The sequence below is a fragment of the Chlamydiota bacterium genome (assembly GCA_012729785.1).
In the GTDB taxonomy this organism is placed as follows: domain Bacteria; phylum Auribacterota; class Tritonobacteria; order UBA1439; family UBA1439; genus UBA1439.
Genome location: JAAYCL010000036.1, coordinates 43837 through 63894 on the forward strand (window position 1 = coordinate 43837; position 20058 = coordinate 63894).

The 20058-nt window shown below is 70.7% G+C and carries 20 protein-coding genes; 14 read left to right on the plus strand and 6 right to left on the minus strand.

Annotated elements, in window-relative coordinates; translation table 11 throughout:
- Nucleotide 1: 1 nt before the first annotated feature.
- Genes GXY35_08415 through GXY35_08425 form a run of 3 tightly spaced genes read right to left on the minus strand, consistent with a single transcriptional unit; the run spans nucleotide 2 to nucleotide 3313 of the window.
- Nucleotides 2-412, minus strand: a complete 411-nt coding sequence (locus GXY35_08415; GenBank protein ID NLW94599.1) for a cobalamin B12-binding domain-containing protein — start codon at nucleotides 410-412, stop codon at nucleotides 2-4.
- Nucleotides 413-435: 23 nt separating this feature from the next.
- Nucleotides 436-2103, minus strand: a complete 1668-nt coding sequence (locus GXY35_08420; protein NLW94600.1) for a methylmalonyl-CoA mutase — start codon at nucleotides 2101-2103, stop codon at nucleotides 436-438.
- A gap of 25 nt (nucleotides 2104-2128) precedes the next feature.
- On the minus strand, nucleotides 2129-3313 hold the full coding sequence (locus tag GXY35_08425) for a CoA transferase (GenBank protein ID NLW94601.1): 1185 nt from the start codon (nucleotides 3311-3313) through the stop codon (nucleotides 2129-2131).
- A 142-nt stretch (nucleotides 3314-3455) separates the two neighbouring features.
- Between GXY35_08425 and GXY35_08430 the strand changes: the two genes are divergently transcribed.
- Genes GXY35_08430 through GXY35_08445 form a run of 4 tightly spaced genes read left to right on the plus strand, consistent with a single transcriptional unit; the run spans nucleotide 3456 to nucleotide 6581 of the window.
- On the plus strand, nucleotides 3456-3974 hold the full coding sequence (locus GXY35_08430) for an NUDIX hydrolase (GenBank protein ID NLW94602.1): 519 nt from the start codon (nucleotides 3456-3458) through the stop codon (nucleotides 3972-3974).
- 14 nt (nucleotides 3975-3988) lie between these two features.
- Entirely contained in the window at nucleotides 3989-4909 is a 921-nt protein-coding gene (locus tag GXY35_08435; protein ID NLW94603.1) for a hypothetical protein, read from the plus strand.
- 26 nt (nucleotides 4910-4935) lie between these two features.
- The gene (locus GXY35_08440) at nucleotides 4936-5403 is read left to right on the plus strand and encodes a hypothetical protein (protein ID NLW94604.1); all 468 of its coding nucleotides are present in this window, start codon (nucleotides 4936-4938) and stop codon (nucleotides 5401-5403) included.
- Nucleotides 5400-6581, plus strand: a complete 1182-nt coding sequence (locus tag GXY35_08445) for a hypothetical protein (protein NLW94605.1) — start codon at nucleotides 5400-5402, stop codon at nucleotides 6579-6581. The genes GXY35_08440 and GXY35_08445 overlap by 4 nt, the downstream gene beginning before the upstream one ends.
- Here the strand turns inward: GXY35_08445 and GXY35_08450 are convergent.
- Nucleotides 6569-7411, minus strand: a complete 843-nt coding sequence (locus GXY35_08450; protein NLW94606.1) for an amino acid ABC transporter substrate-binding protein — start codon at nucleotides 7409-7411, stop codon at nucleotides 6569-6571. The two genes, GXY35_08445 and GXY35_08450, sit on opposite strands and share 13 nt — an antisense overlap.
- Nucleotides 7412-7794: 383 nt before the next feature.
- On the opposite strand from GXY35_08450, the gene GXY35_08455 reads away from it, so the two are divergent.
- From GXY35_08455 to GXY35_08495, 9 genes are all read left to right on the plus strand, one after another.
- Nucleotides 7795-9072, plus strand: a complete 1278-nt coding sequence (locus tag GXY35_08455) for a TolC family protein (protein NLW94607.1) — start codon at nucleotides 7795-7797, stop codon at nucleotides 9070-9072.
- 29 nt (nucleotides 9073-9101) lie between these two features.
- Nucleotides 9102-10061: an HlyD family efflux transporter periplasmic adaptor subunit gene (locus tag GXY35_08460; protein NLW94608.1), complete on the plus strand. Its 960-nt coding sequence runs from the start codon at nucleotides 9102-9104 to the stop codon at nucleotides 10059-10061.
- Nucleotides 10058-12007 (plus strand): ATP-binding cassette domain-containing protein, encoded by a 1950-nt coding sequence (locus GXY35_08465; protein ID NLW94609.1) that lies wholly within the window; start codon nucleotides 10058-10060, stop codon nucleotides 12005-12007. The genes GXY35_08460 and GXY35_08465 overlap by 4 nt, the downstream gene beginning before the upstream one ends.
- A 174-nt stretch (nucleotides 12008-12181) precedes the next feature.
- Nucleotides 12182-12604 carry an Rrf2 family transcriptional regulator gene (locus tag GXY35_08470; GenBank protein NLW94610.1) on the plus strand — a complete coding sequence of 141 codons (423 nt, stop codon included), beginning with the start codon at nucleotides 12182-12184 and terminating at the stop codon, nucleotides 12602-12604.
- Nucleotides 12601-13572 carry a phosphate ABC transporter substrate-binding protein gene (locus tag GXY35_08475; protein ID NLW94611.1) on the plus strand — a complete coding sequence of 324 codons (972 nt, stop codon included), beginning with the start codon at nucleotides 12601-12603 and terminating at the stop codon, nucleotides 13570-13572. Before GXY35_08470 ends, GXY35_08475 begins: the two co-directional genes overlap by 4 nt.
- Complete coding sequence (locus GXY35_08480) at nucleotides 13569-14270, plus strand: DUF2490 domain-containing protein (protein ID NLW94612.1); 702 nt, start codon at nucleotides 13569-13571, stop codon at nucleotides 14268-14270. Before GXY35_08475 ends, GXY35_08480 begins: the two co-directional genes overlap by 4 nt.
- A 7-nt stretch (nucleotides 14271-14277) precedes the next feature.
- Complete coding sequence (gene pstC, locus GXY35_08485; GenBank protein NLW94613.1) at nucleotides 14278-15174, plus strand: phosphate ABC transporter permease subunit PstC; 897 nt, start codon at nucleotides 14278-14280, stop codon at nucleotides 15172-15174.
- Nucleotides 15175-16026 (plus strand): ABC transporter permease subunit, encoded by an 852-nt coding sequence (locus tag GXY35_08490; protein NLW94614.1) that lies wholly within the window; start codon nucleotides 15175-15177, stop codon nucleotides 16024-16026.
- Between the two features lie 9 nt (nucleotides 16027-16035).
- Nucleotides 16036-16797 carry a phosphate ABC transporter ATP-binding protein gene (locus GXY35_08495; GenBank protein ID NLW94615.1) on the plus strand — a complete coding sequence of 254 codons (762 nt, stop codon included), beginning with the start codon at nucleotides 16036-16038 and terminating at the stop codon, nucleotides 16795-16797.
- 75 nt (nucleotides 16798-16872) lie between these two features.
- On the opposite strand, the gene GXY35_08500 is transcribed toward GXY35_08495, so the two are convergent.
- Nucleotides 16873-17787: an FAD-dependent oxidoreductase gene (locus tag GXY35_08500; protein ID NLW94616.1), complete on the minus strand. Its 915-nt coding sequence runs from the start codon at nucleotides 17785-17787 to the stop codon at nucleotides 16873-16875.
- Between the two features lie 165 nt (nucleotides 17788-17952).
- Between GXY35_08500 and GXY35_08505 the strand changes: the two genes are divergently transcribed.
- Entirely contained in the window at nucleotides 17953-19575 is a 1623-nt protein-coding gene (locus tag GXY35_08505; protein NLW94617.1) for a phospholipid carrier-dependent glycosyltransferase, read from the plus strand.
- A gap of 1 nt (nucleotide 19576) precedes the next feature.
- On the opposite strand, the gene GXY35_08510 is transcribed toward GXY35_08505, so the two are convergent.
- A complete protein-coding gene (locus GXY35_08510) occupies nucleotides 19577-19906 on the minus strand; it encodes a hypothetical protein (protein NLW94618.1) in 330 nt (109 codons plus the stop codon).
- Nucleotides 19907-20058 lie beyond the last annotated feature (152 nt).

Genomic DNA, 20058 nt, shown 5'->3' on the forward strand with positions numbered 1-20058 from the left:
ATCAGTCCGCGGCTGAAGGCGCGCCGAGGCGCGCACGGATGAACCCCACGATCGCGCCGGTCGTCGTCCCCGGCCCGAAGATCTCCGCGATGCCGGCCTTCTTGAGCGCCGGGATATCCTCCGCGGGGATGATGCCGCCGCCGAAGACGAGGATATCCGGGGCGCCCTTCTCCCGGAGAAGCTCGATCACGCGGGGGAAGAGGCGCAGGTGGGCGCCGGAGAGGCAGCTCAGGCCCACCGCCCGCACGTCCTCCTGCACCGCCGCGGCCGCGATCTGCTCGGGGGTCTGGCGTATCCCCGTGTAGATGACCTCCATCCCCGCCTCGCGCAGGGCGTGCGCCACGACGATCGCGCCGCGGTCGTGGCCGTCGAGGCCCGGCTTGGCGATGAGAACCCTGATCGTTTTCCCCATCGGTTGTCCCTTCTTCCCCGGCGTCACAGCGCGGACGCGGGCCGGTGCTCCCCGAAGACCCGGCGGAGGCGCCCGCAGATCTCCCCGAGGGTGGCGCGGGCCTTGACCGCCTCGATGATCGGGGGGAGGAGGTTGTCCGTGCCGCGCGCCGCCGTCTCCACCGCGTCGAGCGCCCGCATCGCCAGGCGGGAATCTCTCCCGGCGCGCAGCGCCGCGAGGCGCCGCCGCTGGGCCGCCTCCGCCGACGGGGCCACGCGGAGAAGGGGGCAGGCCCCCCCTCCGCCCTCGTCGAGGTGGGAGTTCACCCCGACGACGATCCGCTCCCCCGACTCGACGCCTTTCTGGTGGGCGTAGGCGCTGGCCTGGATCTCACGCTGGACCCAGCCCGATTCGATGGCCGCGAGCATCCCGCCCATCCGGTCGATCGCGGCGATGATGCCGCCCGCCGTCTCCTCGATCTGGTCGGTGAGGCGCTCGAGGAAGTAGGAGCCGCCCATCGGGTCGGCGGTGTCCGCGACGCCGCTCTCTCCGAGGATGATCTGCTGCGTCCGCAGCGCGATCCGCACCGACTCCTCGGTGGGCAGGCAGAGCGCCTCGTCGCGGGAGTTGGTGTGCAAACTCTGCGCGCCGCCAAGCACCGCCGCGAGCGCCTGGATCGTCACCCGGACGACGTTGTTGTCGGGCTGCTGCGCGGTGAGGGCGCAGCCCGCCGTCTGGGCGTGGAACCGGAGGGCGAGCGACCGGGGGTCTTTGGCTTCGAACCGCTCCCGCATGATCCGGACCCAGATCCGCCGGGCGGCGCGGAACTTCGCCACCTCCTCGAAGAGGGCGTTGTGGGCGTTGAAGAAGAATGAGATGCGGGGCGCGAACGAGTCCACCGCGAGCCCCGCGGCGAGGGCCGCCTCGACGTAGGCGATGCCGTCGGCGAGGGTGAAGGCGAGCTCCTGGACCGCCGTCGCCCCGGCCTCCCGGATATGGTAGCCGCTCACGCTGATCGTGTTCCAGCGGGGCGTCTCGCGGTTGCAGAACGCGACGATATCGGTGACGAGGCGGAGCGAGGGGCGCGGGGGGAAGATGTAGGTGCCGCGGGCGACGTACTCCTTCAGCACGTCGTTCTGGATCGTCCCGCGGAGCAGGCGCCGGCTCGTGCCGCGCCGGTCGGCGACGGCGAGGTACATCGCGATCAGCACCGCCGCGGTCGCGTTGATCGTCATCGAGGTGCTGATCCGGTCGAGGGGGAGATCCCGGAGGAGGAGCTCCATCTCCTCGATTGAATCCACCGCGACGCCGACCCTCCCGACCTCGCCCTCGGCGAGCGGGTCGTCGCTGTCGTAGCCGATCTGCGTCGGGAGGTCGAAGGCGATCGAGAGGCCGGTCTGCCCCTGCGAGAGGAGGTAGCGGAAGCGCCGGTTCGACTCCTCCGCCGTGCCGAAGCCGGCGTACTGGCGCATCGTCCAGGGCCTGCTCCGGTACATCGTCGCCTGGACGCCGCGCGTGTACGGGTAGTCGCCCGGATAGCCGAGCCGGTCGGGGTAGGAGAATCGCCCGAGGTCGGACGGGTCGTAGAGGAGGTCGACGGGGATGCCGGAGGAGGTCGCCGCCGCGGGACGCCGGTCGGGGTGCGCGGCGAGCGCCCGCGTCAGCACGGTTTCGCGCCACCGCTGTTTCGCGTCGCCGGTCTCCTCGCGCATCGCAGGACCCTCGCCGGGGGGGGCGCTAGACCGTCCCCGAGGCACGCATCGTTTCGATCTCGTCGCCCGTGAAGCCGAGCGAGGAGAGGATTTCCGCGGTGTGCTCGCCGAGGCGCGGGGGCGGGGTCTCGACGGCGCCGGGGGTCTCGGACAGTTTCACCGGTATCCCCGTCTGCGCGAGGGGGCCGAGGGACGGGTGGGAAACCGTCGCCACCATTTCGCGCGCCGCCGCCTGCGGCTGCGCGAGCGATTCCCGCACGGAGAGGATCGGGCCGGAGGGGATGCCGTGCCGCTCGAACAGGGCGAGCCAGTGCGCGCTGTCGCGTTCCCGGATCACCTCCTGGATGATCGGGAAGAGGCTGTCCCGGTTCTTGACGCGATCGGGGTTGGTGGCGTAGTCCGGGTGCGTGCAGATCTCCGCGAGGTCGAGGAGCTCGCAGAAGGTGCGCCAGAGCCGGTCGTTGCCGACGGCGACGGTGATCCAGCGGTCGCTCGCCCTGAACGTCTCGTACGGGCAGATGGTGGGGTGGCGGTTGCCGATCCGCGCGGGCGAAACGCCGGTCATGAAGAAGATCCCCGCCTGGAAGGTGAGGAGTGAGAGCTGCGCGTCGAACATCGCCACGTCCACGAGCTGTCCGCGTCCCGTCCGCTCGCGCGCGTAGAGGGCGAGGAGGATCCCCTGCACGGCGTAGAGACCCGCGACGAGGTCCGCCTGCGAGACGCCGGTCTTGCACGGCGGCCCGTCGGGGTCCCCGGTGAGGCTCATGATCCCGCCGAGCCCCTGCACGGCGAGGTCGTAGCCGGGGCGCGAGGCCCAGGGGCCGGTCTGGCCGAACCCCGAGACGGAGGCGTAGACGAGGCGCGGATTGATCTTCGAGACGGCGTCGTAACCGAAGCCGAGCTTCTCCAGCGTGCCGGGGCGGAAGTTCTCCACCAGCACGTCGGAGCGGGCGATCAGGCGGCGGACGACCTCGCGTCCGGCGGCCGACTTCAGGTCGAGCGTGACGCTCTTCTTGCCGCGGTTGACGCTCAAGAAGTAGGCGCTCTCCCCCCGGTCGAACGGCGGCCCGAAGGCGCGGGTGTCGTCCCCCTTGCCCGGTTGCTCGATCTTGACCACCTCCGCGCCCATATCGCCGAGGATCATCGTGCAGAAGGGGCCCGCGAGGACGCGGGTGAAGTCGAGGACCCTGATCCGCTCGAGCGGTTTCATCTGGCGCGTCCCTCCGGGGGCCGGCCGCCACGGCGGCGCGGGGCTTTCACGAGCCCATTATAGAACGGGGAGGGGCGATGTCAAGAACCCCGGCGCCCTGTTTTCGTTCGACGCCACCCGGGGGGGATGCTATACTTCCGCCATGCCGAACGCAGGACGGGAGCGGGTCGTGCACCGAGGGCGGCTCGTCGAGTTTCGCCTCGCCTCGCGGAGGCTCCCGAACGGCCGTGTCGCGGCTCTCGAGATCGTGCGGCACCCGGGCGCGGTGCTCGTCGTGCCGTTCGCCGATCGCGGCCGCCTCGTCCTCATCAGGCAGTACCGGCCGGTGGTCGGAAGGTATCTGTGGGAGTTCCCGGCGGGGACGTTGAAACCCGGGGAACGGCCGCTGCGCTGCGCCCGGCGCGAGCTCGAGGAGGAGATCGGGTGCGTCGCGGCGGAGTGGAACAGGCTCGGCGTGCTCTATCCGGGGCCGGGCTACACCACCGAGCTGATACACCTCTTTGCGGCGCGGGGGCTCGTGAAGACGGCGTGCCGGCGCGAGGAGGACGAGGTGATGACGGCGCGCGTCTTCACCCGCGCCGAGGTCGCGACGATGGCGCGAAACGGAAAGATCGTCGACGCGAAGACCCTCGCCGCCCTCGTGCGGGCGAAGGTCGTCTGAAAGGAGCGCAGGCTATGCGGCGGAGAGCCGTGGCGGGAACGATCGCGGCCGCGTGCGTCGTGCTGACCGCGGCGGCGGGGCGGGCCGCCACGATGAGCGTCGGAAACGACACCGGCGCGCCCGGCGAGCGGGTGAGCTTTTCGCTCAGCATCAGCCCCCGCGAGCGGGTGACAGACTTTCGTTGCGAGCTCAGGTACGACCCGGCGCTGCTCACGCTCGACGAGATCGAGATCAGCGACCAGGCGTGGGACAACGGGATCTGGAGGCTCCTATATTGGGAGACATCCCCCGGGAGGGTCGAGATCGAAACGGAATCGGACTGCTACTACGACGCCGAGAAGATCAGCCGCCTCGCCATCCTCCGATTCAGGATCTCCGCAAACGCCCGCTCGACGACGACGCGCGTCGAGTTCATGGGCACGCCGCTCTGGGAAGACGACTGCTCGGAGGAGTGGGAGGACGCCACGCCGCAGTACGGCTCGGTCACCATCGTCGGCGGCGGCCCGGCGCCGACGCCGAAGCCGAGCGGCAAACCCCCGGAGGTGAACCTCCAAATGGAATCCACCGCGGTGTACCTGCGCGGCGAGGAGCCGGTCGTCCGCTGCGCGGTCAGGGCGCACGACTGGGCGGGGGACCGGGAGGACGCCTACCTCGCGGTCGCCGTCCCCGGGGCGGGGCTCCTGTACCGGGATCCGAGGGGGAACCTCACGGAGAAGCCGACCCCGGTCGCGGCCGGGATCAGGATAGAGAACCTGTCCATCCCGGTCGGTTTCGGCGCCATCCCCGCGCCCGCGCCCGCCGGCCTGTACACGATCTACGGAACGCTGTGCCGCCGGGGGAGGAATCCGGCCAGGGAGTCGAACCGCGTCTCGAATCTCGCCTCCGCGCAGTTCCAGGTCGTGGCGCAGCCGTCGGCGTCCGCTTCCGCCCCGTGAGGCGGCGTCCAGGGCGAGGAGGAGAGATGAAACGGGCGTTGTTCGCGGCCGCGGCATGGTGCCTCCTGCTCGCCGCCTCACAGGCGGAGCAGTTCGATCCGCAGCGGTACTTCGAGGAGCGGGCCAGACAGGCGCTCCAGAAGAAGGCGGCCCAGCCCGCGCAGTCCGCCAAGCCGCTGAGCGGCGGCAGCGCGGCGATCGACGCCTCCCGCGTCAGCGTCTGGCTCGCGGTCGGCGCGGGGGTCGTCGTCGCGACGCTCGGGGTGGTGTTCTGGCTGAAGGCCCCCTCGCTCACCCTCGAGCCGCGCGTCGACGACCAGATCGACCGGGAGTTCCGGGCGATGCTCAATGAGACGGGCGAGGAGCCGGAGGCGCCGGGAGACGCCCCTTTCCGGGCCCGCCGCGGCGGGCTGAGGGAGGAGGACGTCATCGAGGATCTCACCGGCGAGGCGGACGGCGAGGGCGACGGGCCCGCCGGCGGGAAGGCGACGTGAACGGTCCCGCCGTCGCGCCGCCGTCCGCGGGCCCGGCCCGCTGCATCGCCTCCGCCGGGCCGCTCGCGGATCTCGTCGCGCGCCTGGGCGAGGCACCCCGGGTCGCGCTCGACACGGAGGCGGACAGTCTCTACCACTACCGCGAGAAGCTCTGCGTCTTCCAGCTCTCCTTCTCCGGCCTCGACTACATCGTCGACCCGCTCGCGGGCCTCGACCTCTCGGGGCTCGCCCGGGTCTTGGCGACGAAGCCGCTGGTCATCCACGGCGCGGACTACGACCTGCGCCTGATGCGCGCCTCGCTCGGCTTCCGGCCGGCCGCTGGGGTCTTCGACACGATGCTCGCCGCCCAGCTCCTCGGCTACCGGCAGTTCGGTCTTGCCGCGCTCGTCGAGCGCTTTTTCGGCGTCGCCCTCTCCAAGCACGGCCAGAAGTCTGACTGGTCGCGCCGCCCCCTCTCCCCCCGGCAGCTCGACTACCTCGTCCTGGACACGCGCTACCTGCTGGAGATCGCCGCGCGCCTCGAGGAGGAGCTCCGGGCGCGCGGGCGCGAGGGGTGGCACCGCGAGTCCTGCGCGCGGGTGGTCGCGGCCACCGCGGAGGATTCCCCGCGGAACGGGGACGCGGCGTGGCGGCTGAAGGGGACGGGGCGTTTCGACCGGCGGCAGCTCTGCTACCTTCGCGAACTGTGGCGGTGGCGGGACGCGGAGGCGCGGGAGGCCGACCAGCCGCCGTTCAAGGTTTTGGTGAACGAGGGGCTCTGCGCCCTTGCGCTCGACGCGGCCGCGCAGGGGGAGCGGTTCAGCCTTGCGGCCGTGCGGCTCCCCAGAAACTGCGTCGGGCGCCGGCGCGCGGCGCTCGAGGCGGCGCTCAGGCGGGCGGGGGGAACGCCCGAGGAGGAGTGGCCCCCCCCGTTGACGCGCAGTCGGGGGGAACGGTACCCGGTCGGTCTGCTGGAGAAGCTGCGCGGGGAGTGCACGCGCCTGGCGGAGGAGCTCGGTCTCGAGGCGTCGGTCATCGCCAGCCGCGCGGCGCTGGTCGCGGTGTCGCGCCGCCGGCCGCGGGACGCGGAGGAACTCGCGGCGTGCGGGCCGCTGATGCGGTGGCAGGCGGAACTCCTCGATCCCCGCTTCCGGCCGCTTCTCGGCGAAACAGAGGGCCGGGGGTCCTACTCCCCGTAATCCTCGAAGAAGTCGAGCCCCTGCGCCTTATCGATCCATTTCTCGCGCAGGCGGCGCCCCTCCCCGCTCTTGTCGAGCCGGCCGATCGCCTCGTTCAACGACTCCAGCAGCGCGATGTTCCCCTTCTTCACCGCGATGCCGTACCGCTCCCGGGAGATGCGGCTCTCGACGACCTGGTAGTGGTAGCTGTAGTTGGAGAGCGCCCAGCGGAGCGGCACCTCGTCGTACAGGATGCAGGTCCCGCCCCGCTTCTCCTCGGGCAGGGGGGAGTTCTTGAGGACCTGGACCATCCTGTCGAGCGACGAGTAGGTCTGCACCTTCCCGAGGAGGTTCTCCCGGGCCCACCGCTCCGCGGTGGTGCCCCGCACCACGCAGATCTTCCAGTGCTTGAGGCCGTTGGTGAACCAGTGGCGCCGCCAGTCGACCGTGCTCTTCACCGCCAGGGCCAGCCCCATCCGCGCGTACGGCTTGGTGAAGGAGAGGGATTTGCGCCGCGCGTCCGTGATGCTGATGCAGGCGATCGCCGCGTCGGCCTTCCCCATCTCAAGGGCGGATGCGTAGGCGGAGGCGCTGAAGTTCATCGGGACCCACTCGATCTCCCGCCCCATCTGCCTCCCGAGCGCCTCGGCGATGTCCACCTCGATGCCGACCCTGCGCATCCCCTCGCGGTAGGAGAAGGGGGGGGATTTGAAGTCCGAGATGAACCGGAGCGTCTTGGCGGAACCGGCGGTAGTCACCTCCGGCGGATTCTCGGCCCGGGCTGCGGAGTGGCGGGCGGAGACGCCGAGGGCCAGCAGGACGGCAAAGGCGGTGCGCAGTGCGCGGTGCATGAGTTCCTCCCGTATGACGGCCGACGTGCAGCATCACCATACCACACCGGCGCCGCGGAGGCATCCGGAAAATCGCGCGCGCCCGCGACGCGGGAAGACGTCCGCGCGGTTGCGGCTTTGAACAACGCCGGCCGCGTGCTACTATACCGCATTCGGAAGAGACGCGCGGCGGGGGGAACTTTCGGGGGCTCGGGGACGTCAAAGAGGGAAAGAGGGGATCGCCGTCCCCGCCGACCCCCCCGGGACGCCGGGCAGCCTCGTTCCGGCGGCCGCTGCATCGGATCCACGAGGCGCGCCGCCGCCGTCGGTGGAGGCGCCGCGGCCCTTCGCGCCCCCCGCTTCGGGAATACACAGGGGGCGCCGCAAGCGGGATGGGAAACGCGATGACGTGCACAGCGCTTCTGATCGTGCTCATGGCCGCGCAGGCGGCTTCCTCCGGCCCCGCCGCGGGGACGGATCCCGGGGAGACGATCGCCTGGAAGGAGTGCGTCCGGGAGGCGTGGCAGGGGAACCCCGATCTCGCCGCCGCCCTGGCGAGACTCGGGCAGTCGAAGGCGGAGCGGCGCATCGCCGCGAGCCCCCTCTTCCCCGAGGTGACGGCCTCGGGGCGCGCGGGGGAGTCCAAGGGCACGGACGGGACCCGCGGCGAGTCCCACGCGTGGGGCCTCGACGCCCGGCAGCTCCTCTTCGACGGCTTCCGGACGCCGTTTGAGATGGGGAGGGCGGGGGAGGGGGTCACGGCCTCGCAGTGGGCCTACGCGGTGACCTCCTCCGACGTGCGCCTCTCCCTCCGCAAGGCCTACGTCGACCTACTCAGGGCGCAGGACCTCGTGACGATTGCGCGGGAGATCGCGGACCGGAGGAAGCAGAACACGGACCTCGTCCAGCTCCGCTACGAGGCGGGGCGCGAGCACAAGGGCTCGCTGATGCTCTCGCAGGCCGACCTCGCGCAGGCCGAGTACGACATCGCCGCGGCGCTCCGGGCGGTCGAGCTCGGGCGCCGGCGCCTGACGAGGGTCATGGGGAGGCCGCACACCGCGCCGCTCGGGACCTCCGGGGACTTCGTCCTCGACCCGCCGGGGCCCGCGCGGCCCGACTTCGAGGGGCTCTGCGACACGGTCCCGCTCCTGAAACGGCTGGCGGCCGTGAAGGAGGCGGCGCGCTGGGGGGTGAAGTCGGCCCAGGCGGAGTTCCTCCCGGCCGTGTACGGCACCCTCGGCGTGAACAAGGCCGGCGACGGCTGGCCGCCCCGCGGCGACGAGAGGGAGATCGGCGTCAGCGTCGACTGGCCCCTCTTCCAGGGGGGGGAGCGCGTCGCGGGGGTGGCGAAGTCGCGGCAGTACCTCCTCCAGACGGAGGCCGACGAGCGGAGCGGGCGCCTCGGGGTCGTGCTGACACTCACGGAGACGTGGACGGAGTTCCGCAACGCCCTCGAGACGGTGGAGGTAGAGCGCAAGGTCCTCGCCGCCGCCGAGGAGCGGTCCAAGATCTCCAAGGCGCAGTACGCGATCGGCATCATCGACTTCGACGCGTGGACCATCATCGAGGACGCCCTGGTCCGGGCGAAGAAGTCGCACCTCAACGCCCTCTGGGCGGAGGGGACGGCCGAGGCGGCGTGGGTCCAGGCGCGGGGGGGGACGCTCGAGGACGAGCTGCGGTGACGGGCACGGCCACAAAGGGGGCTCAGCGGATGACGAAGAACCGGAAGATCGCGATCGGGGGGCTCGCCGCCCTCGTTCTCGTCGCGGCCGCGGTGCGCGGCTGCCGCCCGAACAGCGGCGCGGCCGCGTTCGAGGAGATCCGCCCCGAAATCGGCGACATCAGGGAGATTGTCTCCACGACCGGCACGGTCGAGCCGCAGAATCGGCTCCAGATCAAACCGCCGATCGGCGGGCGGATCGAGGAGATCCTCGTCAGGGAGGGGGACACGGTGAAGGCGGGGCAGACGCTCGCCTGGATGTCCTCGACCGAGCGGGCCGCGCTCCTCGACGCGGCGCTCACCCGCGGCCCCGAGCAGGTCGCCTACTGGAAGGACGCCTACAAGGCCACGCCGCTGATCGCCCCCATCGACGCGGAGGTCATCGTCCGCGCCTTCGAGCCGGGACAGACCGTGACCGCCGCCGACGCGGTCCTCGTCCTCTCCGACCGCCTTATCGTCAGTGCGCAGGTGGACGAGACCGACATCGGGAGCGTGGAGGTCGGCCAGGATGCTGTCGTCAGCCTGGACGCCTACCCGGATGTCAAGGTCGCCTCGAAGGTCTCGCACATCTCCTACGAATCGACGGTCGTGAACAACGTCACGATCTACAAGGTGGACATCCTCCCCGGGACGATCCCCTCCGTCTTCCGTTCCGGGATGAGCGCCGTGGTCGAGATCGTCACGCGGCACAGGGACAACGTCCTGCGCCTGCCGGTCAGCGCGGTGACGCGGGGCAGGAGGAGGGCGACGGTGACGGTGCTCGAGGGGGGGCGGCAGGTCGTCCGGAAGATCGAGACCGGCGTCTCAAACGAGCGGCACGTCGAGATCGTCTCGGGGCTCGGGAAAGACGAGACGGTCGTCGTGCGGAAGGAGCCGGCAACGGCCCCGAGGAGCGCCGCCTCCCAGGGGACCAACCCGTTCATGCCGCGGCGGATGGGGAGCCGGCGATGATCGAGATCCGGGGGATCGTCAAGACCTACCGGATGGGGGCGCAGGAGGTGCGCGCCGTGCGGGGGGTGTCGCTTGACATCCAGGCCGGCGATTTCGTCGCGATCATGGGCCCCTCAGGCTCCGGGAAGTCCACCCTCCTCCACATCATCGGATGTCTGGACAGGCCCGACGAGGGCTCGTACCGCGCGGGCGGGATGGATCTCACCCGCCTCGGCGACGATGAGCTCGCGGCGGCGCGGAACCGCCTCTTCGGCTTCGTCTTCCAGCAGTTCCACCTCCTCCCCTATGCCGACGCGCGGGAGAACGTCGAGCTGCCGCTCATCTACGCGGGCAGGCGCCATCTGCGGGAGTCCGCGCAGGACCGCCTGCGCGAGGTCGGCCTCGCGGCGCGCGCCGTCCACCGGCCGTCAGAGCTCTCGGGCGGGGAGCAGCAGCGGGTGGCGATCGCGCGGGCGCTGGTCAACGATCCCCCGATCCTCCTCGCCGACGAGCCGACCGGGAACCTGGACACGGCGAGCGAGGCGGAGATCATCGCGGTGCTCGAGCGGCTCAACCGGGAGGGGAAGACGATCGTGGTCGTGACGCACGAGGCGGAGATCGCCGCCCACGCCGCCAGGATCATCAGGATGCGGGACGGCGCGGTCGTCTCCGACGAGCGGGTGCGCGGGACAGGCCGGCCGCTCCGCGCCGAACCGGAAGAGGCGCCCGGAGACCTGCACGCCCCCGGGGAGGGGGCGGTCATCGCGGACCATCTCCGCCAGGCGCTCCGCGCGATCCTCACGCACCCGATGCGCTCCGCCCTCTCGATGCTGGGGATCCTCATCGGGGTCGCGGCGGTGATCGCGATGCTCGCCCTCGGCGGGGGGGCGCGGGAGTCCATCCGCCAGCGCCTTGCCTCGATGGGGTCCAACCTCCTCCGGGTGCGCGCGGGGTCCCACCGTCGCGGGGCGGTGGCGCTCGAGGCCGGCTCCGTGACCCGCCTCAACTTCAAGGATCTGGAGGATATCGCGCGCCTCCCCGACATACGCCGCATCTCCCCGTCGGTCACCGGGCGTGCGCAGGCCGTCTACGGGAACAGGAACTGGAACACGCAGGTCGAGGGGACGGGGGTCGAGTACGAGGGGATCCGGGCCTCCTCCCCGACGGCGGGGCGCTTCTTCACCGAGGACGACGTGCGGGGGCGGAGGAAGGTGGCGCTCGTCGGCGCGACCGTCGCCCGGGAGCTGTTCGGCGACTCCTCCCCGGTGGGGTCGATCATCAAGCTGAACCGGGTGAACTTCCAGGTGATCGGCCTCCTGCCGGAGAAGGGGGCGATGGGCCCCCGCGACCAGGACGACACGGTCATCGTGCCGGTCACGACGGCGATGTACCGCCTCCTCGGGAAGGACTACCTCGACTCGCTCTATGTCGAGGTCGCCGAGGCGTCCCGGATGCACGCCGTCGAGGACGAGATCAAGGCGCGCATCGTCAAGAATCACCGGCTGAGCAAGGAGAACGAGGACTCGTTCGAGATCAGGAACATGGCGGAGATGCAGGAGGCGCTGGAGAGCACCACGAAGACGATGACCTGGCTGCTGGGCTCCATCGCGGCGATCTCCCTCCTCGTCGGCGGCATCGGGATCATGAACATCATGCTCGTCTCCGTCACCGAACGGACGCGCGAGATCGGCCTGCGGAAGGCGCTCGGCGCCCGCTACGCGGACATCATGTACCAGTTCCTCATCGAGTCGGTGGTGATGACGGTCAGCGGGGGGGCGGCGGGGGTCGCCCTGGGGATCGGGGCCTCGATGCTGATCACGGTGCTCGCCGGGTGGGCGGTCAAGGTCTCCGCGGCCTCGATCGCCCTGGCGACCCTCTTCTCGATCGTCGTCGGCCTTGTCTTCGGCGTCTGGCCCGCGCGCCGGGCCGCCTCGTTGAACCCGATCGAGGCGCTGCGCTACGAGTGAACGGCGCCTCGCCGCGCCCCCATCCTTTCGCGGGAACCATCCAGCGCTTTTTCCATCGTTAGCGCTTGACGCGTCCGGCCGCCGGGGGGATAATGTCTTCTATCTTGGTCGACATTATCGACTATAGGGGGCGGGGTGAAGATATCCAGGAAGGGCGAGTACGCGCTCCGCGCGATGACGATGCTCTCCCTCCACCACGGAAGGGGCCTGCTCAGGGCGCGCGAGATCGCCGCGCGGCAGGCGATCCCGGAGAGGTTCCTCGAGCGGATCCTCCTCGACCTGAAGAAGGCGGGGATCCTCCTGAGCGTGCGCGGGAGAAACGGGGGGTACGCCCTGGCGCGGCCGCCGCGCCTGATCACGCTCGCGCGGGTGATCCGGATCATCGACGGGCCGCTGGCGCCGATCGGCTGCGCGAGCGACTGGGCGCGCCTGGAATGCCCCGCCCAGGCGGGGTGCGGTCTCTACCGGGTGATGCGGAGGGTGCGGAACGCCATCGCGGGGATACTGGAGAAGACGACGTTCGCCGACATCCGCGCCACGGCGCGGCGCCCCTCCGCGGGGAGGGGCGGAACGGTTGGAAGGGGGTGCGCGGGATGAGACGGATCGCTGTAGCCGCCGCGCTGTGCCTGGTTGCGGGCGGCGGCACCGCGTGTGCGGCGGAGGGGGCCGGGACGGTCACGATCTCGGGGGCGTGGGCGCTCTACCCGATGGCGGTGCGGTGGGCGGAGGAGTACCGGAAACTGCATCCGTCCGTCTCCATCGACATCGCCGCCGGCGGCGCGGGGAAGGGGATGGCCGACGCGCTGGCGGGGGCCGCCGACATCGGGATGGTATCGCGGGCGATCGCCCCCGCGGAGTTCGCCAAGGGCGCCTGGGCGGTCGCGGTCACCAGGGACGCGGTGGTGCCCACCGTCAACGCGGGGAACCCGGCGCTGCGGGAGCTGCTCCGACGCGGGGTGACGCGGGAGCGGTTCGCGGCGCTCTGGATTGCCGGGAGACCGGCGACCTGGGGCGAGCTCTCCGGGACCGCGCGGCCCGACCCGGTCCGCGTCTACACCCGTTCCGACGCCTGCGGCGCGGCCCAAACATGGGCCGGCTACCTCGGGGGGACGCAGGAGGCGCTGAAGGGGGTGGGCGTCTACGGCGATCCCGGCCTGGCCGAGGCGGTCCGCAAGGATCCTCGCGGGATCGGCTACAACAACGTCAACTTCGCCTACGACGCCGCGACCCGGAAACCGCTCGCGGGCCTCCGCGTCCTCCCGATCGACCTCGACGGCGACGGGACGATCGGGGAGCGGGAACGGTTCTACGACGACCGGGACCGGCTTGTGGCGGCGATCGGGGACGGCCGCTACCCGTCCCCGCCCGCGCGGGAGCTCTACTTCGTCTGCGGCGGCAGGCCCGCGCGGGAGACGGTGCGCGCATTCATCCGGTGGGTGCTCACCGACGGGCAGGCGTACGTGCCCGAGGCGGGATATATCCGGCTCGCCGCGGAGACGCTGCGGGGGGAGCTGAACAAGCTGGACGGCGCGGAGACGAGTAGCGGCGAAAGGAGAGGCGGATGAAACGGGGCATCGTCATCGCCGGGGCGGCGGCGATCCTCGCGGTCCGGGCAACGGTCTGTGCGGGCGACGACTGGAAGATGTGGAACAAGTACGCGTTCAAGCTCCCGCTGGTCAAAAAGAAGGCGGACTTGAACGCGAGCTTCGAGACGCGCTTCCGGGAGGATATCGACGAGTTCTACCGCTACCAGTTCTACATGGGGCCGGATTACCATCTGTACCCCTGGCTCACCCTGGGGTGGCAGTACGGCAACATCCAGGAGGGGGAGCCGGGGGAGTTCCGGACCGAGCACCGCTTCATGCATTTCGTGACCCCGCGATTCAAGCTGCGGGACCTCGGGATCGAGAGGCACGGCCTGGGGGATTTGGCGTGCACGCTCGAGAACCGGCTCGACTGGCGCATCCGGCCGCACAAGGCCCACCGCAACAGCTGGCAGTACCGCATCTATCCGAAGATCTCCTACCCGATCGTGAAGCGGGAGCGGTTCCAGATCTCGCCGTTCGTCGCCGACGCGTTCTACTTCGATCTCGCCGACGGCATCGCGTACCGGCAGAACCGGATCTACGGCGGCCTCTCATTCAAGCTCCTCGCGCACCTGAATCTGGACGTCTACTATATGCGGCTGGCGGAGCGCGCGGGGCGCGGCGGCGACTGGGACGGCGGCCACGTGATCGGCACGGGGGTCTCGTACGCATTCTAGGGGCGGCATGCACCGGCGGGTGAGGGTTCGGACAGATCGGATCGCGGCGTCCGCGATGCGGCTCTGCGCGGCGGGCACCGTGCTGCTCGTCGTCGTCATCGTGTGCGCCCTCCTCCTGAAATCGGCCCCGGTCCTGGCCCGTCATTCGATCTGGACGCTGCTCGGGTCGAGCTCCTGGCAGCCGCTCCGGGGGGAGTTCGGCTTTTTTCCGTTTCTGCTCGGGACGCTCTGGGTCACCGGCACCGCCGTGCTCCTCGCGGTCCCGCTCTCCCTCTTCACCGCCATCTACCTCTCCGAGTACGCGCCCGCCGCCGTGCGGCGGCTGGCCGCCCCGCTGGTGGACCTCCTCGCCGGCATCCCCTCGGTCATCTACGGGATATGGGGGGTGCTGGCGGTCGTCCCGTTGGTGCGGGACCGCGTCGCCCCGCTGTTCGGCGTCTCGTCGAGCGGCTACTGCGTCCTGGCGGGCGGCGTCGTGCTCGCGATCATGATCCTCCCGGTGATCATCCACGTGGCCGCGGAGGTCTTCGGGGCCGTGCCCCGGGGGATGCGGGAGGCGTCGCTCGCCCTCGGCGCCACGCAATGGCAGACGGTCACCCGTGTCGTGCTGCGCAAGGCGATGCCGGGCGTCATCGCGGCGGTCGTGTTGGGGGTCTCGCGGGCGTTCGGGGAGACGATGGCGGTGTTGATGGTCGCGGGGAACGTCGCCGTGTCGCCGCGTTCGATCTTCGATCCGGCGTACCCGCTTCCGGCCCTGATCGCCAACAACTACGGGGAGATGCTCTCGGTGCCGCTCTACGACGCCGCCATGATGCTCGCGGCGCTCCTCCTCCTGGCCGTCGTGGTCGCGTTCAACGCGGTCTCGCGCTGCGTGCTGGCGCGGATCGAACGGGGGATGCGGTAGATGAACCGGAGACGGGTTGCGGAGGGGATTGCCCGGGCGCTGATGGCGGCGTCGGTCGCCACGGTCCTCGCCGTGCTGCTGCTCATCATCGGGACGGTGATCGTGCGGGGCGTCCCCGCGATGAGCTGGGCGATGATCAGCCAACCCCCCCGCGGGGGGTTCTACCTCGGGAAGGAGGGGGGGATCTTGAACGCCATCCTGGGGTCGCTCGCCATTACCGCCGGGGCGACCGCGCTCGCCCTGTCCTGGAGCCTCCCGGTGGTCCTCTGCCTCAACGCCTACCTCCCGCCCCGGTCGCCGCTCGCCTCGGCCGCCCGTTTCGCCCTCGACGTCCTCTGGGGGATCCCCTCCATCGTCTACGGCGCCTTCGGATTCGTCGTGATGCTCTGGTTCGGCATCGGCGCCTCGCTGCTCGGCGGAATCATCGCGGTCGCCCTCCTCATCTTCCCCATCATGGCGCGCGCGATGGACGAGGTGGTCCGGACCGTGCCGCAGGAGCTCACGGACGCCTCCTACGCGATGGGGGCGACGCGCCTGGAGACGTCGCTGAAGGTCGTCGTGCGCCAAACCCTCCCCGGCCTCGTCACCGCCGTGTTGATTGCGATGGGGAGGGGGATCGGCGACGCGGCGTCGGTGCTCTTCACCGCCGGCTTCACCGACTCGATCCCCGTCTCGCTGTTCCGGCCGGCGGCGACGCTGCCGCTTGCGATCTTCTTCCAGCTCGGGACGCCGTTCCCGGAGGTGCAGGCCAGGGCGTACGCCTCCGCCCTGGTGCTGACCGCGCTCATCCTCGCGATCAGCGCGGCCGCGCGTCTGTTCGGCCACCGGTATTCGAGGCACGTGGTGCGATAGGAGCATACGATGCACGCGGAAGCCCACATACGGGTGCAGGGGCTGCACGTCTTCTACGGCCCCGAGCAGGCCCTCAAGAACGTCAGCGTGGATATCCCGCGGCGCCGGATCACGGCCATCATCGGCCCCTCCGGCTGCGGCAAGAGCACCCTTCTGCGCTCGTTCAACCGGCTCATCGATCTCTCCGACGGGGCCCGCGTCACGGGACGGGTGATCGTCGAGGGGCGCGACGTCTACGCCCCCGGGGTGGATGTGACGGAGATCAGGAGGCATATGGGGCTCCTGTCGCAGAGGCCCCACCCCCTCCCGATGTCGATATTCGACAACGTCGCCTACGGGCCGCGCCTGCACGGGGTGCGCGACCGGCGGGAGCTCGCCGCGATCGTGGAACGGCACCTGCGCATCGCCGGCCTCTGGGACGAGGTGCGGGAGCGGCTCCATCTCCCCGCCTCCCGGCTTTCGCTCGGGCAGCAGCAGCGGCTCTGCCTGGCCCGCGGGCTCGCCGTCGGGCCGGAGATCATCCTCGGGGACGAGCCCACCTCGGCGCTCGACCCGATCTCGAGCCGCCGGATCGAGGGGATCTTCCTCGAGTTGAAGAGGGACTACACGCTCGTGCTGGTCACCCACATCCTCAGGCAGGCGAGGAGGCTTGCGGACTATGTCGTCTTCCTGTACATGGGGGAGCTGATCGAGCACGGTCCCGCGGAGGAGTTCTTCGCATCCCCGCGGGAGGAGCTGACGAGGGAGTACGTGCAGGGGACGATCAGTTGACGGCGGCCCCCCGCATGGCCGGCGAAGAGGACGGAGACGCCGTTGCCGGCGCCGTTTCCCGTTGGGGCCGCCGGGTCAGAAGGCGTTCTTCAGGCCGGCGAGGTAGCGGGACGCCTTGAGGAGCGCCATGCATCCCTGCCCCGCGGCGATCACGTACTGGTACTCCTGTCCGGAGGCGCAGTCCCCCGCCGCGAAGACGCCCGTGACCGAGGACCGGGTCCAGCAGTCGATCACGACGTGCCCCTGGCTGTTGCGGTCGAGGAATCCTTCGAGGAATTCGGTGTTCGGCACCCTCCCGATCTCGACGATCACGCCGCGCACCGGGAGCGTGTGTCGAACGCCGTCCTTCTCGTAGACGAGCCCGCTGACGGACGTTTCCCCCGCGATCTCGATCGTCCTGGCCCCGTGGATCGTCTCGACGTTGGGGTAGTGGGCGATGTTCTCGACCAGGTACTCGTGGGCGGTGAACGAAGGCCCGAGGTTCACGAGCGTGATTGTGCGCGCCAGATCCTTGGTGAAGTTCGCACCCTCGAGCGCGGAGTTGCCCCCACCCACGATGGCGATATCCATCCCGGAGAAGAGGGGCCCGTCGCAGATGGAGCAGTAGGTGACCCCCTTCCGGGCGAGCCGCTCCTCCCCGGGGACGCCGAGTTTGCGCGCCCGGGCGCCGGTGGCGACGATGACGGCGTGCGCCTCGTGGACGCCGCGGTCGGAGACGACCCTGAAGCCGTTCGAAATCTTCTCGATGCGCTGCACGGTCTCGCCGTCCCGCGGCGTGATCCCGTTGAAGTGGAGCTGCTTCTCCATCCGCTCGCTGAACGCCGCGCCGGTCGTCTTGACGATGCCGGGGTAGTTCAAGACCTCGCCGGACTCGAGGAACTGCCCCCCCATCTCCCTGGCGACGAGGAGGAAGTCCATCCGCTTGCGGGCGGCATAGATGGCGGCCGTCTGCCCGGTGATGCCGCCGCCGATGATGACCAGGTCGTGCATGGCAGGAACCCTCCGTAACCGGGGGGAGGCCCCCCGCTGCGCACAGTATATGCGCTCCGGGGCGGATCGTCCATATCCGCCCCCCCCGCGCCGGACGCACGGCTCTGGACCGCGGGGGGGCGGAACGGCTAGAATGGCGGCGGTACGATGCGGAGGGCCTGGACTATGAAGAGATCGGCGGGCGTGACGCTGCTCTGGGCGGTGCCGGCCCTTGCCGTCCTCTCCTTCGCCGGGCAGCGGCACGGGCTGTGGGGAGGCGACGAGCCCCGGGAGGCCGCGATCGCGCGCGAGATGCACGCCTCGCGCGACTGGGTCGTCCCGCGCCTGAACGGGGAGCCGTTCTTGGAGAAGCCGCCGCTGGCGCACCTCGGGGCGGTGATCGTCTTCGACCTCGCGGGCGGGCCCGACGCCCGGCTGTGCCGCCTCCCCTCCGCGGCGTGGGGGTTCGCGGGGCTCCTCGCGACCGCCTGGCTCGGGGCGATGCTCCTGGGGCCCGGCGCGGGGCTCCTGGCCGCGTTCATCCTGGCCACGAGCGTGGAGTGGCTGTACATCACCCGCCATCTCCTCGTCGACGTTCCGCTGGCCGCCTCCGTCGTCGTTTCGTTCGCCCTGTTCCAGGCGGGGTACCGGCGCCGGGGCGCGCCGAAGGCCCTCGGCTATCTCGGCTTCGCCTTCGCCGCGGGGGCGGCGTTCCTCTCCAAGGGGACGGTGGGGGTGGCGCTCCCGCTCTCCGCCGTTTCGGCCTATCTCCTCCTCCGCCGCGAGTACCGGGAATTCGCCCTCCTCGCCCTCGTCTCCGCCGCGGGGCTCCTCGTCGTCGCCGCGCCGTGGGTGCTGCTCCTCGCCGCCCGCGGCGGGCGGGAAGCGCTCAGGGTCTTCCTCTGGGACAACCAGGTCCTCCGGTTCGTTTCGCCGGGCGCCGACCACGCGAAGGCCCCGTGGTTCTACCTGCCGGCGATCTTCGAAATCTTCCTCCCGTGGGCGCTTCTTCTCCCCCCGGCCTTCCTCGGGCTCCGGCGCCGCCCGGGCGAGTCGGAAGGGGATCGCCGGTCGCGGCAGTTCGTTCTCGCCGTCCTCGCGGTGCCGTTCGCGATCCTCTCCGTCGCGAGCGGGAAGCGCCACCTGTACCTCCTGCCGCTGCTCCCCGGCTTCGCGATCGCGGTCGCCCGCTGGGCCGCGTCGGCGGATGCGGCCCCGCCGGCCCGGTGGGAAGGGCGGTGGGCGCGCGCGGCCCTCGTCGTCTTCGCCGCGGCGGCGGCCGCCGCCTGGTGCGCGGCGCTCGGCGTCGCGGTCTACGCGCGCCACGGGGCGGTCGCGGCGGCCGCAGGGGCCGCGGCGGGCCTGGCGGCCTCCGCGGCGGTGCTTCGGCGTGAGCTCCGAAAGCCCCCGGATCGCATTCCCGCCTGGTCGATGGTCGCACTGGCGATCATCGGCTGGGCGGCGCCCCTCACGCCCGCCGTCTGGGAGATGCTCGAGAGGGAGAAGGGATACGCGCCGCTCGCCGCGATGCTGGAGGCCAACGTCCGGCAGGGGGAGACGCTCTTCATGTACAGGCCGGGCGAGCGCGAACTGGGCGTCGTGGGCTTCCACCGGCGGGCCGTCCTGCCGGTGCTCGAGACGCCGGCCGAGCTCGATGCGGCGCTTCAGGCGTCGGGGGGGAACGTGGTCCTCGTCAGGGAGAAGGTCTACGACAGCCTGGTCGGGGAGGGGACGCTGCCCGCCTCCGCATCCGTGCAGGCCAGGTGCCTGCTGCCGCACAGGAACCAGCTGCTGCTCCGGGGGAGATGAGCTACCGGGCGACCGAGCTGTCGAGAGCCCGGGCGACCGGGCGTTCGAGCGGAGGGATCACGGCGGCGGCGAACCGGGGACCGCCGGAGGGAGGAGGTTCGGTCTTCGGCGCGCGCGCATAGAGCTTGTTGAGGGCGGCCGAGTTTCCATTCCCGTTCCGGCGCCTGGCGGCGGCGCCGTTCTTGTAGCGGATATGGTCCCCGGACGATGTCTCCTGCATCCGGCGGATGGTTCCTCGCACATGCAGGTACTTCAGGATAAGAAACACCTGCGTGCAGGCGATGGCGACGATCATGAGTATGATGCTCAACTGGGCAATGAACGAGAACACCTCAACCCCTCCAGAGTTCGCTTCCCCGCGATCTTCGAGCTGCCCTTCACCCAATTTCGTTTAAAGATACACCTATCCAGAGCTCTTGTCAAGGGAAGTAACGCGAATAATAACGATATGCAAAGAGTTTACAAAATGAGGCGAAAGTGTTG

Coding starts and splice junctions, on each gene's coding strand:
- GXY35_08415 (NLW94599.1), bottom strand. CDS start 412: ATGGGGAAAACGATCAGGGTTCTCATCGCCAAGCCGGGCCTCGACGGC.
- GXY35_08420 (NLW94600.1), bottom strand. CDS start 2,103: ATGCGCGAGGAGACCGGCGACGCGAAACAGCGGTGGCGCGAAACCGTG.
- GXY35_08425 (NLW94601.1), bottom strand. CDS start 3,313: ATGAAACCGCTCGAGCGGATCAGGGTCCTCGACTTCACCCGCGTCCTC.
- GXY35_08430 (NLW94602.1), top strand. CDS start 3,456: ATGCCGAACGCAGGACGGGAGCGGGTCGTGCACCGAGGGCGGCTCGTC.
- GXY35_08435 (NLW94603.1), top strand. CDS start 3,989: ATGCGGCGGAGAGCCGTGGCGGGAACGATCGCGGCCGCGTGCGTCGTG.
- GXY35_08440 (NLW94604.1), top strand. CDS start 4,936: ATGAAACGGGCGTTGTTCGCGGCCGCGGCATGGTGCCTCCTGCTCGCC.
- GXY35_08450 (NLW94606.1), bottom strand. CDS start 7,411: ATGCACCGCGCACTGCGCACCGCCTTTGCCGTCCTGCTGGCCCTCGGC.
- GXY35_08455 (NLW94607.1), top strand. CDS start 7,795: ATGACGTGCACAGCGCTTCTGATCGTGCTCATGGCCGCGCAGGCGGCT.
- GXY35_08460 (NLW94608.1), top strand. CDS start 9,102: ATGACGAAGAACCGGAAGATCGCGATCGGGGGGCTCGCCGCCCTCGTT.
- GXY35_08465 (NLW94609.1), top strand. CDS start 10,058: ATGATCGAGATCCGGGGGATCGTCAAGACCTACCGGATGGGGGCGCAG.
- GXY35_08470 (NLW94610.1), top strand. CDS start 12,182: ATGACGATGCTCTCCCTCCACCACGGAAGGGGCCTGCTCAGGGCGCGC.
- GXY35_08475 (NLW94611.1), top strand. CDS start 12,601: ATGAGACGGATCGCTGTAGCCGCCGCGCTGTGCCTGGTTGCGGGCGGC.
- GXY35_08480 (NLW94612.1), top strand. CDS start 13,569: ATGAAACGGGGCATCGTCATCGCCGGGGCGGCGGCGATCCTCGCGGTC.
- pstC (NLW94613.1), top strand. CDS start 14,278: ATGCACCGGCGGGTGAGGGTTCGGACAGATCGGATCGCGGCGTCCGCG.
- GXY35_08490 (NLW94614.1), top strand. CDS start 15,175: ATGAACCGGAGACGGGTTGCGGAGGGGATTGCCCGGGCGCTGATGGCG.
- GXY35_08495 (NLW94615.1), top strand. CDS start 16,036: ATGCACGCGGAAGCCCACATACGGGTGCAGGGGCTGCACGTCTTCTAC.
- GXY35_08500 (NLW94616.1), bottom strand. CDS start 17,787: ATGCACGACCTGGTCATCATCGGCGGCGGCATCACCGGGCAGACGGCC.
- GXY35_08505 (NLW94617.1), top strand. CDS start 17,953: ATGAAGAGATCGGCGGGCGTGACGCTGCTCTGGGCGGTGCCGGCCCTT.